The organism is Allobosea sp. 2KB_26, assembly GCF_052115715.1.
Lineage (GTDB): Bacteria > Pseudomonadota > Alphaproteobacteria > Rhizobiales > Beijerinckiaceae > Allobosea.
Map to the genome: position 1 here is coordinate 234,196 of NZ_JBFRHE010000006.1, position 17,058 is coordinate 251,253.

The window sequence follows — 17,058 nt, forward strand, 5'->3', positions numbered from 1 at the left end:
AAGGTATCGCGGTCGCGTTGGCCGTCGGATCACCCCGAGTTGGCCCTGGCTCAAACCCCGATGAACCGCTTTCGTAGGTTTGGCGCCTTGCAATTCGTCGGGCCGCTTTGTAGGCGTTCACGATAGCCAGAGACCGGCATCCCGCGGGGGCTTCGTCTTTGGAATCATTCTGAAATACGGCGCCTATGACCGCCGATCTGCGCTCTTTCCGCCCGGAGTGGAAAGGTCGCCAATGCGGCGGACATGGACGGGATGCACTCTCGCGACAGGCTGAAATCGGACCGGACGAGGCTGCTCGCGTTGCCAGTTCTGTTCTGCCTGGGTGCCTGCTCGGTCGGTCCGGACTATGTTGCTCCCGCGCAAGATCTGCCGGCCCGATGGAATGGCGGAGCTTCGGCTGCTCGGCCTGCCGCTCCGTCGGAATGGTGGCGGCAATTCAAGGACCCGGTCCTGAACGGGCTCGTCACGGAGGCGATCGCGGGCAACCTCGATGTAGCCCAGGCGAAAGCGCGGATCCGCGAAGCGCGCGCGAGCAGGATCCAGGCGGTCGCCCCGCTGTTTCCTCAGGTCAATGGTTCAGCATCGGCAACGCGTTCGCGTTACGCCACAAGCTCCGATTCAGGCGGCGGCAACGGCATGAGCAACAGCTTCCGCGCGGGCTTCGACACCTCCTGGGAGCTCGATATCTTCGGCGGGCGCGACCGCGCCGTCGAAGCCGCGACCTATGGCGTCGATGCCGCCGACGATGATCTCGACGGAGTACTATTGACGCTTATTGGGGATGTCGCTTCGGCCGTCATCGAGGCGCGCGGCTACCAGGCGCGCCTTGCGCTGGCGAGGCGGACAGTTGAAACCCAGCGGGTGACCGAGGCGCTGACGCGGGTCCGTTTCCAGGCCGGCGATGTCTCTGCTGTCGATACGGCGAGGGCGGTGGCGCAGGTCGCGAGCACCGAGGCGCAGATCCCGGCGCTCGAAACCGCGCTGGCGCAGACCCTGCACCGTATTGCGGTGCTGGTTGGCCGCCCGCCATCCGCAATGGGCTCGCGCTTGACCGGTGCGGGAAAGGTGCCGTCGACGCCCGCGCCACCGCAAGCCGGCGTCCCGGCGGACGTGCTGCGCAATCGGCCGGATGTCCGGCGGGCCGAACGCAGTCTCGCCCAGGCGACGGCACGGATCGGTCAGGCCGAGGCGGTTCGCTACCCGTCCGTCAGCTTGACCGGCAATATCTCGACCTCGGCGCTGAAGCTCGGCGACCTCGCGAAGAACAGCGCGATCGGTTGGTCGATCGGTCCATCGCTTAGCGTGCCGATCTTCAATGGGGGCGAACTCGCGGCCGCGGTCGACGTGGCGCGCGCCCGACGCGATCAGTCCGATGCGGCGCTTCGGCTCGCCGTGCTGAGCGCCCTGCAGGATGTCGAGGACGCGCTGGTTGGGTTGCGGCAGGAGCGTCTGCGCCTGGCCAGCCTGTCGACGGCGGCTGCGGCCTCCGGACAGGCGGCGCAGCTGTCGCAGGCGCTCTACCAGTCAGGTGGCGCCAGCTTCCTCGACGTGCTCGACGCCCAGCGCTCGCAGTATGGCTCCGAGGATTCGCGGATTCAGAGCCAGATCGCTCTTGCGACCCGCTTTATCGCCCTCAACAAGGCGCTTGGCGGCGGCTGGCTCCGGCCGGTCGAGGTCTCGCGCCCCCGCGTCGAGGACCCTCCGCAGGGGCCCCGCCTGCGTGCCCTGTCCCTGGAGGCCCCGAGCCCATGACGTCGCGCCGTGCCTTCATGCTGCTGCTAGTCCTGGGCATGCTGGGGGCGGGCGGATATGCCCTGCACTCGCAGCAGGCGACGCTGCCGGCCGCCATTCCTCTGCCGACGGTCGCCGCCACGATGGGCGATGTCGAGGAGGCGGTGCTGGCCAGCGGCGCGCTCGAGCCGATCCGGCAGGTGAGCGTCGGCGCGCAGGTCTCCGGCCGGCTGATCTCGCTCAAGGTGACACTCGGCCAGAATGTGAAGGAGGGCGACCTGATCGCCGAGATCGACGGCGTGACACAGCAAAACGCGCTGCGATCGTCCGAGGCGGAACTCGCCGTGCTGCAGGCCCAACGCGACGAACGGCTGGCCAGCCTCGCCTATGCCGAATCCGTGCTCGCGCGGCAGAAGCAGATGCTCGGCCAGAATGCAGTCTCGCGCGACAATTACGAATCGGCCGAGATGACGGTGCGGACCACTCGGGCGCAGATCGCGGCACTGGATGCCCAGATCATTTCCGGCGGCGTCAAGGTCGAGACCGCCCGCGCCAATCTTGGCTACACCCGCATCACCGCTCCGGCGGCAGGCACGGTGCTGGCCATCGTGACGCAGGAGGGCCAGACGGTGAATGCGGCGCAGTCCGCGCCGACCATCGTCGTGCTTGGCGACGTCTCGACCATGACGGTCAAGGCCAAGATCTCGGAAGCAGACGTGCTAAGGGTCAAGGCCGGCCAAGAGGCCCTGTTCAGCGTGCTCGGCGCGCCCGACCGGCGTTTCCCCGGCAGGATCGCCTTTGTCGAGCCGGCGCCCGACACGCTGAAGACACAGAATACGAGCAGCGCCTCGGCCTCTTCGAGCTCGAACTCCGCTTCGACCTCCTCGGCCATCTACTACAACGCGCTATTCGAGGTGCCCAACACCGATGGAAGGCTGCTGACCTCAATGACGGTCCAGGTAACAGTAGTCGTCGGGCGGGTGCGGGGTGTCGTCACCGTGCCGTCCACGGCGATCAGGCGCCGGGGCGGAGAGACCTGGCTCGATGTCGTCGGCGACGATGGCAAGCCCGCACCACGCAAGGTCACGGTCGGGCTCGACAACAAGATCGTCGCGGAAATCTCCTCCGGGCTGAAGGCAGGCGAGCGTGTGGTCACAGCGCGCACGAGCGGGGCAGGCGCTCCTGGAGCGGCCCGTCGCATGCGCGGCCCGCTCGGGTTCTGATCGCATGGGTGTGCCGCTGATCAGACTGAGCGGGGTCCGGCGCGATTTCGGGGCTGGCGAAGCGGCGATTGCCGCACTCGACGGGGCCGAATTGACAATCGAGGCCGGCGAGATGGTTGCGATCGTCGGGCCGTCGGGCTCAGGCAAATCCACGCTGATGAACATCATCGGCTGCCTCGACCGGCCGACCGGAGGTATCTACGAGATCGACGGCCGCCCGACGCGTGATCTCGGGCCGGACGAGCTTGCACGCCTACGGCGCGAGTATTTCGGCTTCGTCTTCCAGCGCTATCATCTGCTGTCGGAACTGACCGCACTCGCCAATGTCGAGGTGCCGGCGATCTATGCAGGCGTTGCCGCCGAGCCGCGGCGCAATCGTGCGGCCGCCTTGCTCGACAGGCTCGGCCTCGGCGCTCGCAAGACGCACCGCCCGGCCGAGATGTCGGGGGGCCAGCAACAGCGTGTCTCGATCGCGCGGGCCCTGATGAACGGGGCTCGGGTCATCCTTGCCGACGAGCCGACCGGCGCACTCGACCGCAAGAGCGGCGAAGAGATGTTGACGCTGCTCGAGGAACTCGGTCGCGAGGGGCACACGATCATTCTTGTCACCCATGACATGAACGTCGCGGCCCGAGCCGACCGCATCATCGAGCTTAGCGATGGCCGGATCATCTCCGATCGGAGGACCCGTCCGGCGCTCCCTTCCGAGGCAAATCCCGCCCTGGGCGTGCCGCCGGGCGGCTCTTGGCGGGCGGCATTCGGCCGGCTGCGCGAGGCCTTCGGCATGGCCCTTTTGTCTATGCGCGCCCATAAGCTGCGCTCTGCCCTGACCATGCTCGGCATCGTCATCGGCATCGCCTCGGTGGTCAGCGTGGTGGCACTGGGGGAGGGCTCACGCCAGCAGGTTCTCGCGAATATCGCCGGCCTCGGAACCAATACGCTGGAGATCTTCCCGGGCACCGGCTTCGGTGACCGCCGCTCGAGTCAGATCAAGACGCTGACAGTCGCCGATGCCCATATCCTCGCGAGCCAACCCTATGCGGAGGGCGTCACGCCGACCGTGTCGACGAGCGCCACGCTGCGCTTCGGATCTGCCGAAGCATCGGCTCTCGTCAACGGTGTCGGCGACCAGTATTTCGCAGTCAGGGGCAGCGTCCTGGCCCAAGGCCGCTTCTTCGACGCGGATGACGTCCAGCGGCTCTCGCAAGATGTGGTCATCGACGAGAACGCGGTCAGTGCGCTGTTTGCGCAAGCAGGCCAGGATCCGATCGGCAGCGTCATCCTCATCGGCTCGGTGCCGAGCCGGGTGATCGGCGTGATGCGGCGCCAGCAGAGCGGCTTCGGCGCCAGCCAAAACCCGCAAGTCTTCCTGCCCTACACCACCGTCCAGGGCCGTTTCCTCGGTGACGTCTCGCTGCGCAGCATTACACTGCGCGTCAATGACGACACACCGATGGAGGCAGCGCAGAGCGCTGTCACCGAGCTGTTGACGCATCGCCACCGGGCCCAGGATTTCTTCATTCAGAATCTCGACGACATCCGCCAGGCGATCACCAGCAACAACGCGACCTTCGCGCTGCTAATCGCGTCAATCGCGGTGATCTCGCTACTGGTCGGTGGTATCGGTGTGATGAACATCATGCTGGTCTCGGTGATCGAGCGCACCGGTGAGATCGGCCTGCGGATGGCCGTGGGCGCGCGACGGGGCGACATCCTCCAGCAGTTCCTGATCGAGGCCTCTCTGGTCTGTTTCATTGGTGGTGTGCTCGGTATAGCGCTGGCACTCGCCGTCGGCGCCGGCTTCGGTCTGGCCGGCTCGCCGGTGCGGTTCATCTATTCCGTCGAGGCCTTCGCGACCGCGATCGCCTGTTCGACGTTGATAGGCATCGGCTTCGGCTTCCTGCCGGCGCGCAACGCCGCGCGCCTCGACCCGGTCGAGGCCCTGGCCAGAGGCGCCTGAGCCTTACTGGAAGGCCGCGGCCTGCAACGCGAACAGCTCGGCATAGCGCCCGCGCAGCGCGATGAGCTCGTCGTGGTTGCCGCTTTCGAGGATGGCGCCGTTCTCCAGCACGAGGATGCGGTCGGCCATCCGGACGGTCGCGAAGCGGTGCGAGATCAGCAATGCGGTTTTCGCCTCACTCAGGTTGCGGAAGCGTTCGAAGATCTCCGCTTCAGCGCGGGCATCCAGAGCCGCGGTGGGCTCGTCGAGGATCAGGATGGCTGCGTCGCGGAAATAGGCTCTGGCAATCGCGATCTTCTGCCATTCGCCGCCCGAGAGATCGAGCCCACGCGCAAAGACGCGGCCCAGCATCTGCTCGTAGCCCTCCGGCAATGTCTCGATCAGGGGATGGGCGAGGCTCTTCCGTGCGGCCTCGATGACGCGGGGTCGATCGCCGAGACCGGCGACGCGCCCAACGCCGATATTCTCTGCGGCGGTCATGTTGTAGCGCACGAAATCCTGGAAAATGGCGCCGACCTGATGCTGCAGGTCGGCGATGTCGATATCGCGCAGGTCGATGCCGTCGACGAGGATGCGGCCCTCGTCCGGTTCGTAGAGCCTGGTCAGCAGCTTGACGATCGTGGTCTTGCCCGCGCCGTTTTCGCCGACAAGGGCAAGAGTTTCTCCGGCAGGAATCGTGAAGCTGAGATCGCGCAGCACCCAGGCATCCTTGCCGGGATAACGAAAGCCGACCTTGTCGAAGACGATGCTCTGCCTCATCGGCGCGGGAAATGGCCGTGGATTCAACGGTGCGGCCATGCTCGACCGGAGATCCATGAACGAGAAGAAGTCATTGAGATACTGGGTCTGCGACGCGATCTGGGTCAGGCCGAGGATCAGCCGCTCGAACAGGCCGTTCAGCTGCAGCAACGACCCGGCGAGAAAGGTGAGATCGCCAATGCCGAGTTCACCCTTCAGGGCGCGCCAGGCGATGACGGCATAGGCCGCGTAATAAGCCAGGGAGGCGATCGCTCCGAACAGACTGCCCCAGAGCGTGCGCCGCGCCGCAAGATCGCGATTGCCGCGATGCACCTTGTCCGCGAGTTCGGCAAAGCGGTCCGCCAAGTAGGCGCCGAGCCCGAACAGCTTCATCTCCTTGGCGGATTCGGCCGCCGAACCGACGATCTGGATGTATTCCATCTGCCGGCGCTCAGGCGTGACCGAGACGTTCAGCCCATACCCCTTCGCATTGAAATGCGCTTCACCGGCAAGCGTAGGCAGGAGTGCCAGCAACAGCAGAATGATCAGCAGCGGCGCATAGGAGAAGAGGCCGACGACAAACAGGATGAGGGTAACGAAGTCCTGAGCCTGGCTGAGCAGGGAAGTCAGGAGCTGGTTACCCATGAAGCGCTGGGTCCGAGCACGTTGCAGCCTGTCCTGCGCAGCGCTGGCCTCGATGTCGCGAAGATCCAGGCTCGCTACCTGCTTGATGAGCGCGACGCCGAGCGCGTTGTCATGCCGCTCGGTCAGCACTCTTTCCACGAAGGCTCCGATACGCGCGAGCGCGTTTGCGGTGGCGACGAGCAGGAATTCGAGCAGGAGCCAGCCGGCAACCGTGCTCAGGCGCCCGCTATACACCCAGTCCGCCAGCGTCGGTCCCGGAGCGGGCGAGGCGGTCTGGAGGATGATCTCGTCGACGATCAGCTTCCCGATGTAGAGCACGAGCGGCGGCTGAGCGGCGCGCAGCAGGCGCAAAGCGATGATCGTGGCCGACAGCGCGGGACTCGTCTGCCAGAATGAGTGCAGCAACCGGGGCAGCAGGGCCAAGGTCCGGAAACGCTGGCGTAGCGCTGGCCCCAACCCGGCGGTGAACGAGGCGGTGGTCATCTCGAAATCTCTGATGGAGCCGCAACGATCGGGACGCTGCGGCAAAGGGGCCGCTTTGGCGGAAGAAGTGCCTCTACACGCTCGCCTCGGCGCTCGTCAGAGACTCCCGCGCGAGGGCGTCTCGTCTCGACAGGCGGATTGCGTGACAGTCGTCCAGGCCCAAGGGCGGCCGGTGCGCGATCAGGATGAAAGTCGCCAGCGGCAAATCCTGGCGCAAGGTTGCGAGCAGATCGCGTTCGGCCGCCGGGTCGAGCGCACTGGTTGCTTCGTCGAGCACGATCCAGTCCGGCTTCTGGAGATGGATGCGGGCGAGCGCCAGGCGCTGGCGCTCGCCGCCGGACAGGCCGCGGCGCGCGTCGTTCCAGGCCGGTTCGTCGATTTCCCAAAGCTGGGTCATGCCCACAGCCGCCAGCGCTCGCTCATAGTCCTCGGCCCGATGGGTCTCAGGGGAGGCGGGATAGGCCAATGCTCCCCGTAGCCCGCCGAGCGGCAGGTAGGGCTGCTGCGGCAGGAAGGCCATTTTGGCATCCGGCCGTTCGATTTGACCGGTGCCATGCCGCCACAGCCCGGCAAGGGCCTTCACCAGGGCACTCTTGCCGTGTCCGGAGGGCGCCGAAATCCAATACGTTCCGCCTGCTTCAAGCCTGATCTCGGGCAGGGGCTCAAGCGCGCGGCCGTCGGGGACCCGGAGGGCGACATCCCGCAGCAGGATCCGGTTGTCCTGCCCCGTGACGAGCGCTGGCCGCGGCGTGTCCACGTTGTCCTCGGCCACCCCAAGGAAATGGCTCAGGCGGCTGGCCGATGCCGCGAGCTCGGCAAGATCGCGATAGGAGAAGATGAACCAGGAAAGCGTCGTCACGACGTTCTGGAAGGCCGAGCCGATCTGCATCAGCCCGCCGAAGGTGACGCGCCCGGCCAGGAATGCCGGCAACGCAAGAAAGAGCGGGATGCGCAGGACCGTCTGCATATAGGGCCTGGTGAAGCAGCCGAGGATCAACTCGCGATTGGCGAGGCCGCGCCAGTTCTGCATGATCGCGCCGAAGCGCTCCGAGAGCAGGCGGCGTTCAGCCGCCTCGCCATTCGCCAGAGCGACGGCCTCGACATGCTCGCGCAGCCGCGTCAGTGCGAAGCGGAAATCGGCTTCGCGGCGCTGCTGCTCGAAGGCGAGGGATTTCAAAGGCTTGCCCAGCCAATGCGTCAGGCCGCTCGAAATCGCGACGTAGAGCGGCGCGGCCCAGACCATGTAGCGCGGGATCTCGACCGCGATGCCGCCAACCGTGAAGGCGAGGGGAAAGGTCGAGAGCGACCACAGGATCGCGACGAAGGAGACGAGCGCGACAATGTTGGTGATGAGCTCGATCGCCTCGCCGGTGAGCTTGTCGACGAAGATACGGCAGTCTTCGGCGATGCGCTGGTCGGGATTGTCGAGGCCGTTATCCGTGCGGTCGCGCAAGTGCCAATAGGACTTGTTCGCGAACCAGCGGTCGAGCGCGGCTTCCGTCAGCGAGCGGCGCCAACGGATCTGAAGCATCTTGCGCAGGTAGCTGCCGCTCAGAAAGAGCGTCACGCTGATTGCGATGAGCCCGAAGAACACTGCGATCTGGCGGAGCGTCGCATCGACATCGAGCTTCTGCAGAGCATTGTAGAAATCGGCCGTCCAGGCGATCAGGCGGACTGAAACCTGGACGCCGGCCAATCCGAGCCCGAGCACGAGCGCGAAATGGATCAGTCCGGCTCGCCCGCCCGGCCCGCTGATGCAGAGCCGGGTCAATAGCGTGATCTGGGAGATGATCTTGGTCACGAAGAGGCCTTGGGCGAAGGACGCCGCGGCGAGGGCGGCTCTGGCGTGTCGAGCCTGAAGATTGCGTCGCCAATGCCCTTCAGGCTTTCCTGGTCATGGCTGGCGCGGTCGGTCGGCAGCAGGACGGCCAGATCATCGATGCCGAGATCGCGGAGCTGATAGGGCGTGCCATGGCCGTATTCGAGATGGCCGCGCCCGATGATCCCGATGACGAGCGGCTCGCCTTCCGCCCTTGCCAGATAATCGGCGATGCCGCAGGCGAAAGCGCGATCCCAGGTCTGCTGGGCTCGAATGAAGCGATCGAAGCGGTCCGGCTCCATGGCGCGCGGGCGATCCGGTCCGGCGAAGCCGCTCATGATTCCGGCGAGATAGCGCCGGTACCCCTCCGTCGCGGCGGCAGCCGGCGTCACGCCATCGCGCTCATCGACCGGGATCGCATCCCAACCAATCTGGCCAACGCGTGTGACCAGTGGCCGATGGCAGTTGAGCGCGAGCATCGGCACGCGCTGCTGCCGGCAAAAATGGAAGAGCGGCAGGTAGAGCTCGGGATCGAAACCCCAGACCTGTGCCCATTCCGACCGCTCCAGGAAGGTCGCGGTGTCCATCTCGCCCTCGACCCAGGCATCGAGCACCGGCTGGATCCGGCGCGGGAACATCTCGAAGCCGACCGCCATCTGTGGTCGAAGCGCGTGCAGGAACGCCGTGACATGGAGCTGCCAGCGATGGATCTCGGCGATGTCGTGACTTTCGCCGAGCAGTACGACGCGCTTCCGTGCCATCGTCCGCATCAGGTCGTGCTGGGCAATGGTCTCTCCGGTCTCCGGCGAAAGCCAGGTCGCGCGCCGATGAGCCAGGGACGCGGATCCGGCGCTGAGTGACGGCTCAGCCATGGGCGTTGCCGAGCGGAACGCCCTTGAAGGCTGCGGCCGGGCCGCGCAGCACGAGGCCGAACGGCTGTCCGTCGACATCGCGCGCGGTAAGCGCGACCCCTGAATCGGCCTCCTGCCGGTGCCAACTCGCAACTGCGCCTGCGCGCAGATGAAGGTGGAAATCGCCCTGCATGATGTTGACGAAACCCATGGCCGGCTTCGGCTCCGGCAGCGCTCCTTCCCAGTGCTGGGCCAGACCCGGCTTCGTGAAATCGATCGAGACCGGTACGGCATTGCGCAGGATCGCGGCGAAGGTCGCGGCGCCCAGATCATCCTGCGGCACATCAGGCGATCCGCCACCGGCAGCACTTTCGCGCTCGACCGGCTCCAGCGCTTCGCCCGGGCCGAACGGGGCAAGGGCCTTGTCAAAGAGCTCCAACCCGTCGAGCCCGATCAGGCTGAACAGCACCTCGCCGGCAGCGTCCTGGCACTCGAGCCTGGGCAGCACCCGGTCGCGCATCTTGCTGGTGCGGTCCGCGACCAGACGGGTCACGACCGAAAGATCGAGCGTGCTGTCGTGGAACTCGCCAGTGAGGCGCGCCTTGTTCGCCTCGATGGTGACGGCACCGACCGCGCCCATGCGCTCATGGGTCGCGCCGCCGGAGCGTGCACTCAGCATGACGCGGCCCATCGCGGGCAGGCCTGCCAAGATTTCGGCGGGAGGCTGTTTCAGCAGTTCGCGAGGATGTGTGGTGTTTGTCATCGGGGGCTCCAAGGGAAAGAGGCGACGCTCCGGGGTCTCGGTCAGAGCGTCGCGTGACTGGCCGCGCCTGTCACAGCTGCGGTCCGTCAATGGGTGGCGCTGCTTCGTTGCGCCTCAGAACTCGACCGAAGCGGCCAGCTTGAATGTGCGGCCGGGCGCGGTCTGCAGCTCGAGCGGCGTGGTCGCGGCGACAGCGGCCGAAGCCGGAACCTTGTCGAAATTGTAGACGTTCGAGAAATAACGACGATCGAAGATGTTTTGCACGCCGCCGCGGACTGTGATGTACGAGGTCGGCTTCCAGTTCAGGAAGGCATCGAATACCGAGTAGCCCGCCGGCTTGAAGATCGTCGGTGCGCTGGCGCGGGTGACACCCGCTCCGAAGGTTCCGATGATTTCGGCTTCCAGACCATATTCCGGCATCAGGTACTTCAGGCCGGCCACGGCGGTCAGAGGGGTGATCGAGTTATAGGGCGTCGTCAAAGCGCCAGCATCGGCTTTCTGCGTACCGTACTGGTAGCTCACCGCGACATTGGCGAGCCAGCGCTCGTGGAATTTCCACTCGGCCGATGCCTCGATACCGGAGATCTTTACGCTCGACAGGTTGCGATAGGTCAGATCGGTCGTGCCGGGAATCGTCGCGAAGTTCTGAATGAAATCCTTGTAGTCGGCATGGAAGACGCCGACCGAGAACCAGCCATTGTCGAAGCGGCCGCGAATGCCGCCTTCGTAGGAGTTGACGCTCTCGGGCTTGAGATCCGGGTTCGGGATCAGATTCTGAGTGCCCATGGGCAGCGAAGTATAGAGCTGCTGCGCCGTCGGCATCTTGAAGCCTTGGGCGTAGCGGGCATAGAGCGAATAGGTCTCGTCGAGCTTGAAGATCGTGCCGACCTGCGGGATCAGCTTGTGCGACTCGATCTCGCGCGGCGCCTTGCCCGGCACGATGACGTAGCCCGGTCCAATGCTCGGATCGATGTTGTAATTGGCATGGCGGACGCCCGGCGTGATCGTCCAGCGACCGTTCAGCAACTCGATTTCGTCTTGCAGATAGAAATCATAGCGCGTGGTCGTCGCGTTGGCGAAGTTGAAGCCGCCTGCGATCGTCGTGGTGGTGACGCCCGTCGACATGTTCCGGACGTCGTCGCGACGCTCATAATCGGTCTTGGTGATGTCGCCCTGGAAACCGTAGGTCAGCCTGTGGAAGCTCGAGCCGAGTGCGAAGCTCGACTTGGCCTGGATATCGAGCTGGGAGAATTGCTCGGAGTAGTCGAGGAAGCCGCGGGTGAAACGCTGCTGGTTGTTGGTCTGCGTCTGGTAGCGATTATTGGTGACCTCACGCTTCTGCGGCGAGAACGATGCCTGCCAGCGGATCGAGTCGAGGAAGCTCGCGCCGACATCCCATTGATGCTCGAAGGCGATGCGCTGGCGCGACTTCACTTCGTCTCGGATATAGGGTCCGTTGCGGAGGCCAGACGCGAGGACATTGTAGTCCCATAGCTGGTTTACCTTTGAGCTGTTATCGAAATACTCGCCGGTCAGCTTGAACGTATGGTCTGTCGTCGGCGAGAAGACGATCTTGCCGAAGGCGTTCCAAACCGTGCTGTCGAGCGGGTTCAGCGTGTCGCAGCCGAGATAGCGCAGGCTCGGCACGGGGCAGCCCCAGCGGCCGCCATCGGCCCGGGCACGGCTGAGTTTGGCCTCCTCCGCCGTCTTCTGGCTCAGGCCGACAATGGCTTCGAGGGCAGGGGTGAGCCTGAAGGCTGCGATGCCGGTCTTGGTGAAGGAGCGGTCGAAACTATCATACCCGGCATCGAGACGTACGGCATACGGCTTGTCCTTGCCTTTCAGCAGGTCCTGGGGATCGAGCGTACGGTAGGCGACGATGCCGCCCAGAGCATCGGCGCCCCAGAGCACGGAGCCCGGGCCACGCACGATCTCGACACTCTTCAGGAAGGGCATCTCGACGAAGTTGCGATTGCCATCGGTGATGCGTTCGATCACCCGCGATCCATCGACCTGCATCTGGACGCGGTTTCCGCCGACCCCGCGGATCGTGAAGCCATCGAGGTTGCTGAACGGGTCGGTGCCGCTGGTCAGGCGGTTGACGCTGACGCCGGGCTGATAGCGCACGAGGTCCTGCATGTCGCGCGTCATGCGCTCGTCGAGTTCCTGCCGTGAGATAACGTTCACGACGCCGGGAACATCGAGAGCCTGCTTCTCACCACGTGTCGCCGTGACCGTAATCTGGTCGAGCGTGAACGCCGGTGACGCACTGCCGCCATCCGCGATCGCTTGAGAGTAACAAATCGTGCTTTGAAGGATTGTAAAAAGGAATGCGGCTGAAAAATATAGTTTTGATTTGTTCTTCATTGGAAGACCCCAGTCCATTTGCGGGTGGATGTAGTCCGCCGGTACTAGGATTCGCAATTGTAAATTTAACACAGTGCTTTCTGATGCGCTTTTGTCGCGCGAACTACATTTGCAATCTGTAATAGATATAGATTCTAATTATTCTACTTTAGCAGCCGCGCGGGAACTTCTTGCCCCGCATCGTCTGCGCGCAACCATGGAACATCCCGCAGTCGTAGCAGGGCCAGTCGACACAGATAGCGACATGGAGACATAAAGATGTCTTTATATTTCCATTGACTGCGGCGAGCATTTGGACCTAGGTTGGGCTGTCGTGGTTCTCCGGGTCTGTTTGCCCGGAGCTAAGAGGGAAGCCGGTGCGTCGAGGTCGCTATTGACCTGGGCAAGGCCGGCGCTGCCCCCGCAACTGTAAGCGGTGAGCCGCTGTCCAAGATGTGTCACTGAGGCCGGCAAGGTCTCGGGAAGGCCGGACAGCAGCGATGACCCGTGAGCCAGGAGACCTGCCTCGACGAACTGAACGTCCTCGGGCGGGGTGTCCCGGTGGAGCGCTTTGCGATTGCGCAGGCTCTTCGCCGGCGGAATCCCGGACGCGTCCGCTTTGGCCTTTGCTCCCAACTTTTGGGGTAAGCCTATGTCATCTTCACTTCCTGTCGCGACCCTTGGGACGCCGCGCATTGGTCCGCGTCGCGAACTCAAGCTCGCTCTCGAAAGCTATTGGTCGGGCAAGTCGACCGAAAAGGACCTGCTCGACACCGCCGCCGCCCTGCGCGCCGCCAACTGGGCCCGCCAGAAGGCACGCGGCGTCACCGTCATCCCGTCGAACGACTTCTCGTTCTACGATCAGGTGCTGGACACCAGCGTGATGGTCGGCGCGATTCCCGAGATCTATGGCTGGAAGGGTGGTCCGGTCGGGCTGCCAACCTATTTCGCCATGGCGCGAGGCGCGCAAGGCGAGACCGAGCCGCACACCTCCTGCGGCCATGCCCACCACGACCACGAGCATTCCCACGGCGCCCCTGCGCAGGAAATGACCAAGTGGTTCGACACCAACTACCACTACATGGTGCCGGAATTCGCGACTGGACAGCGCTTCGCACTGTCCTCGCTCAAGGCGGTCGACGAGTATCGTGAAGCCAAGTCACTCGGCTACGACACCCGCCCCGTTCTGCTTGGGCCGGTCACCTTTTTGAAGCTCGGCAAGAGCAAGGACGCCAGCCTCGATCCGCTCTCGCTGCTCGGCGAGTTGCTGCCGGTCTATATCGATGTGCTGCGCCGCCTTTCCGCCAACGGCGCTGAATGGGTCCAGATCGACGAGCCTTGTCTGGTGCTCGATCTCGACGAGGCCGCCCGCGACGCCCTGCGCCGGACCTATGCCACCATCGCCCATGCCTTGCCGCAGCTGAAGGTCATGCTGACGACCTATTTCGGTGGTCTCGGCGACAATCTCGACACGGCGGTCGCGCTGCCGGTCGCCGGCCTCCATCTCGACCTCGTGCGCGCACCCTCACAGCTCGAGGGGGTGCTCGCCAAGGCGCCGCATGGGCTCGTTCTGTCGCTCGGCATGATCGATGGCCGCAACATCTGGCGTGCCAACCTGCCGGCGCTGCTCGACCGGCTCGAGCCGGTTGTGGCCAAGCGCGGTACCGACCATGTCCAGATCGCGCCGTCCTGCTCGCTGCTGCACACACCGATCGATCTCGATCTCGAAACCGATCTCGATGTCGACCTGAAGAGCTGGCTCGCCTTCTCCGTGCAGAAGATGGGCGAGCTCTCGGTGCTGGGCAAAGCCCTTGCCGGTGGCCGTGACAGCGTCAGGGAGCCGCTGGACGCCTCAGCGGCCGCAGCGGCGGCCCGAAGGGCCTCGCCGAAGGTCCACGATTCCGCTGTCGCAGCGCGTGTCGCGGCAGTGACGCCCAGCATGACGGACCGCCAGAGCCCCTTCGCCGCACGCGCGAGATTGCAGCGCGAGCGCTTCAATCTGCCGGTCTTCCCGACGACGACGATCGGCTCCTTCCCGCAGACCACAGAGGTCCGCAAGGCCCGCTCGGCTCATGCCAAGGGCCTGATCAGCGATGCCGACTATGAGCAGTTCCTGCGCGAGGAAACTGAGCGCACGGTACGCTGGCAGGAGGAGATCGGCCTCGACGTGCTCGTCCATGGCGAGTTCGAGCGCAACGACATGGTGCAGTATTTTGGCGAGCAGCTCGCCGGCTTCGCCTTCACCAAACACGGCTGGGTCCAGAGCTATGGCTCGCGCTGTGTGCGTCCGCCGATCCTGTTCGGCGATGTCTCGCGGCCGAAGCCGATGACCGTCGGCTGGTGGACCTATTCGCAGTCGCTGACCTCGAAGCCGATGAAGGGCATGCTGACCGGGCCGGTGACGATCCTGAACTGGTCCTTCGTCCGTGATGACATCCCGCGCAGCGCCTCCTGCCGCCAGATCGCGCTCGCGATCCGCGACGAGGTCGTCGACCTTGAGACGGCCGGTGCTGCGATGATCCAGATCGACGAGGCGGCGCTGCGCGAGGGGCTGCCGCTGCGCAAGGGCGAGTGGAAGAGCTATCTCGACTGGGCGGTCGGCAGCTTCAGGCTCTGTGCCGCAGGCGTCGCCGACGCAACCCAGGTGCACACCCATATGTGTTACTCGGAGTTCAACGACATCATCGACGCAATCGCCGCGATGGACGCCGACGTGATCTCGATCGAGACCTCGCGCTCGAAGATGGAGCTGCTCGACGCCTTCAAGACCTACCGCTACCCCAACGAGATCGGTCCCGGCGTCTATGACATCCACTCGCCGCGGGTGCCCGAGGTGGGCGAGATGACGAGCCTGATGAAGCTCGCTCGTCTCCGGCTCGCAGACGAGCAGCTCTGGATCAACCCCGATTGCGGCCTGAAGACCCGCAAATGGGAGGAGGTCAGGCCTGCCCTCGTCAACATGGTTGAAGCCGCGCGGCACGTCCGGGTGGCCGCTCGCTGAGCGCCTGAGGCTCGTCGCGGCGGCGCAGGATGCCGCCGCGACGTCGCCGTCAAGCCGGCTTCGCCTCTCGAAGCTTCTCGGCGGAGCGGGTATCTCGCCGGGGGTACCGCACATGCAGCTCCATTCCGTACTGTCCTACGTGAGAAGCCCGACGCTCGTTTGCGCCTCGGCAATTGACGCGGCCAATAGTGGTGCTATCCAAACGTCAGGAGGGCAGCCCTTGTCCGCGTGGCGCCAGAGAGCAGAAACGAGCCGTTGGGTCGCGGTCGCCGTGGCCTATCTGCTCGTGCTCCAGGTGGTTCTGACGGGGCTCGCGTCCGGTGCCAATGCTGCGAGCATCGCTTTCGATCGCACTTTGGCCATAACGCTTTGTTCGCCGAGTGCCGCTTCACCGGGAGACACGACCGACCGCGGCACGGCGCAGCATGATCTGATGAGCGGTTGCGCGCTCGGCTGCTCTCATTCCACTCACGCGGATGTGCCGTCAGCCATCGGCTACCTGCCCGTTGTCTACCGGATCGTCGACCGGAACGCCTTCATCCGGCGTCTCGACGCGCCCCATGGCTTTGTCGCCGGCCGATCGCCCGCCAATCCCCGCGCACCACCCGTCTGAGACCTGAGCAGGCCGCCGTGCGTTCGCGCACATATGGCCGCTTGATTGCGCGCTCTCGGCTTCAAAGCCGATTTGCCCGCCATCCCCAGCAGATATGCGCCAGATTCGCTGATCCGAGCTTTCGGCGCGCTGTCTGCCCGGCAAGCGAGTGATGCACGAGGCTCGCACCTGCCATGCCTCGGGTCACCAGGCCAACGGCTCCTTTGCTGATCGCAATCCGACCGAGGCCGCATGTCGCGATCGCATTATCGGCCGGCACTCACCGTCCGATGACCACTCTCAAACACATCGAGCGTCATGGGCGTTCTCACGAGCCCGTCGCAGAACCGCTCTCACAGACCAAGGATTACGCCATGAAGACCCATCTCCTTGCAGCGATGTTCGTCACTCTGGGAACAACCGGTGCGCTCGCTCACATTACCCTCGAAACGCAACAGGCTCCGGTCGGCTCGACCTACAAGGCCGTGCTGCGCGTGCCCCATGGTTGCAAGGGCGCGGCAACGACGAAGGTCCGCGTCCGGATTCCTGAAGGCGTGATCGCGGTCAAGCCGATGCCCAAGCCCGGCTGGACACTGGAAACGGTGAAGGGCCCCTATGGCAAGGCTTTCGACTACTACGGCACACCGACTTCGGAAGGCGTGAAGGAAGTGGTCTGGAGCGGCGGCAGGCTGCTTGACGAGCACTATGACGAGTTCGTGCTGCGCGGTTATCTGACCTCCGACCTCAAGGCCGACACCGTCCTCTACGTACCGGTCGTCCAGGAGTGCGAGGGCGGCACAGTCGAACGCTGGATCGAGATCCCGACTGAGGGCAAGAGCGCCGACGACTACAAGTATCCGGCTCCCGGTCTGAAGCTCACCCCGAAAAAGTAAACCGAGCAAGTGG

General features: G+C 64.8%; 11 protein-coding genes and 1 riboswitch. Of the genes, 6 read left to right on the plus strand and 5 right to left on the minus strand.

Going from position 1 to position 17,058, the window contains the following annotated elements; translation table 11 throughout:
* Positions 1–243: 243 nt before the first annotated feature.
* From AB4099_RS18485 to AB4099_RS18495, 3 genes are read left to right on the plus strand one after another with little or no spacing between them, the layout of a single operon-like run.
* On the plus strand, positions 244–1,752 hold the full coding sequence (locus tag AB4099_RS18485; protein ID WP_441479102.1) for an efflux transporter outer membrane subunit: 1,509 nt from the start codon (positions 244–246) through the stop codon (positions 1,750–1,752).
* Positions 1,749–2,954, plus strand: a complete 1,206-nt coding sequence (locus AB4099_RS18490; RefSeq protein WP_441479103.1) for an efflux RND transporter periplasmic adaptor subunit — start codon at positions 1,749–1,751, stop codon at positions 2,952–2,954. The genes AB4099_RS18485 and AB4099_RS18490 overlap by 4 nt, the downstream gene beginning before the upstream one ends.
* A gap of 4 nt (positions 2,955–2,958) precedes the next feature.
* Positions 2,959–4,914, plus strand: a complete 1,956-nt coding sequence (locus AB4099_RS18495) for a MacB family efflux pump subunit (RefSeq protein ID WP_441479104.1) — start codon at positions 2,959–2,961, stop codon at positions 4,912–4,914.
* 3 nt (positions 4,915–4,917) lie between these two features.
* Here the strand turns inward: AB4099_RS18495 and AB4099_RS18500 are convergent, their stop codons facing one another.
* From AB4099_RS18500 to AB4099_RS18520, 5 genes are all read right to left on the minus strand, one after another.
* Positions 4,918–6,780 (minus strand): ABC transporter ATP-binding protein, encoded by a 1,863-nt coding sequence (locus AB4099_RS18500; protein WP_441479105.1) that lies wholly within the window; start codon positions 6,778–6,780, stop codon positions 4,918–4,920.
* Between the two features lie 73 nt (positions 6,781–6,853).
* A complete protein-coding gene (locus AB4099_RS18505; protein ID WP_441479106.1) occupies positions 6,854–8,581 on the minus strand; it encodes an ABC transporter ATP-binding protein/permease in 1,728 nt (575 codons plus the stop codon).
* On the minus strand, positions 8,578–9,471 hold the full coding sequence (locus AB4099_RS18510; protein ID WP_441479107.1) for a ChaN family lipoprotein: 894 nt from the start codon (positions 9,469–9,471) through the stop codon (positions 8,578–8,580). The genes AB4099_RS18505 and AB4099_RS18510 overlap by 4 nt, the downstream gene beginning before the upstream one ends.
* A complete protein-coding gene (locus AB4099_RS18515; protein WP_441479108.1) occupies positions 9,464–10,213 on the minus strand; it encodes a hypothetical protein in 750 nt (249 codons plus the stop codon). The genes AB4099_RS18510 and AB4099_RS18515 overlap by 8 nt, the downstream gene beginning before the upstream one ends.
* A gap of 114 nt (positions 10,214–10,327) precedes the next feature.
* Positions 10,328–12,598 carry a TonB-dependent hemoglobin/transferrin/lactoferrin family receptor gene (locus tag AB4099_RS18520; protein ID WP_113512540.1) on the minus strand — a complete coding sequence of 757 codons (2,271 nt, stop codon included), beginning with the start codon at positions 12,596–12,598 and terminating at the stop codon, positions 10,328–10,330.
* A gap of 279 nt (positions 12,599–12,877) precedes the next feature.
* A riboswitch (cobalamin riboswitch) is annotated at positions 12,878–13,102 on the plus strand.
* Between the two features lie 109 nt (positions 13,103–13,211).
* On the opposite strand from AB4099_RS18520, the gene metE reads away from it, so the two are divergent.
* The 3 genes from metE (at position 13,212) to AB4099_RS18535 (ending at position 17,045) form a co-directional block, all read left to right on the plus strand.
* Positions 13,212–15,560, plus strand: a complete 2,349-nt coding sequence (gene metE / locus AB4099_RS18525) for a 5-methyltetrahydropteroyltriglutamate--homocysteine S-methyltransferase (RefSeq protein ID WP_441479109.1) — start codon at positions 13,212–13,214, stop codon at positions 15,558–15,560.
* A 220-nt stretch (positions 15,561–15,780) separates the two neighbouring features.
* Positions 15,781–16,173, plus strand: a complete 393-nt coding sequence (locus AB4099_RS18530) for a hypothetical protein (RefSeq protein ID WP_441479110.1) — start codon at positions 15,781–15,783, stop codon at positions 16,171–16,173.
* A gap of 353 nt (positions 16,174–16,526) precedes the next feature.
* Positions 16,527–17,045, plus strand: coding sequence for a YcnI family copper-binding membrane protein (locus AB4099_RS18535; RefSeq protein ID WP_441479111.1), 519 nt, complete (start codon positions 16,527–16,529; stop codon positions 17,043–17,045).
* Positions 17,046–17,058 lie beyond the last annotated feature (13 nt).

What these genes read in the sequence shown, in the direction of transcription:
- AB4099_RS18490 (WP_441479103.1), top strand. Translation starts at nt 1,749, where the DNA reads ATGACGTCGCGCCGTGCCTTCATGCTGCTGCTAGTCCTGGGCATGCTG.
- AB4099_RS18515 (WP_441479108.1), bottom strand. Translation starts at nt 10,213, where the DNA reads ATGACAAACACCACACATCCTCGCGAACTGCTGAAACAGCCTCCCGCC.
- metE (WP_441479109.1), top strand. Translation starts at nt 13,212, where the DNA reads ATGTCATCTTCACTTCCTGTCGCGACCCTTGGGACGCCGCGCATTGGT.
- AB4099_RS18520 (WP_113512540.1), bottom strand. Translation starts at nt 12,598, where the DNA reads ATGGACTGGGGTCTTCCAATGAAGAACAAATCAAAACTATATTTTTCA.
- AB4099_RS18500 (WP_441479105.1), bottom strand. Translation starts at nt 6,780, where the DNA reads ATGACCACCGCCTCGTTCACCGCCGGGTTGGGGCCAGCGCTACGCCAG.
- AB4099_RS18495 (WP_441479104.1), top strand. Translation starts at nt 2,959, where the DNA reads ATGGGTGTGCCGCTGATCAGACTGAGCGGGGTCCGGCGCGATTTCGGG.
- AB4099_RS18535 (WP_441479111.1), top strand. Translation starts at nt 16,527, where the DNA reads ATGAAGACCCATCTCCTTGCAGCGATGTTCGTCACTCTGGGAACAACC.
- AB4099_RS18485 (WP_441479102.1), top strand. Translation starts at nt 244, where the DNA reads ATGGACGGGATGCACTCTCGCGACAGGCTGAAATCGGACCGGACGAGG.
- AB4099_RS18510 (WP_441479107.1), bottom strand. Translation starts at nt 9,471, where the DNA reads ATGGCTGAGCCGTCACTCAGCGCCGGATCCGCGTCCCTGGCTCATCGG.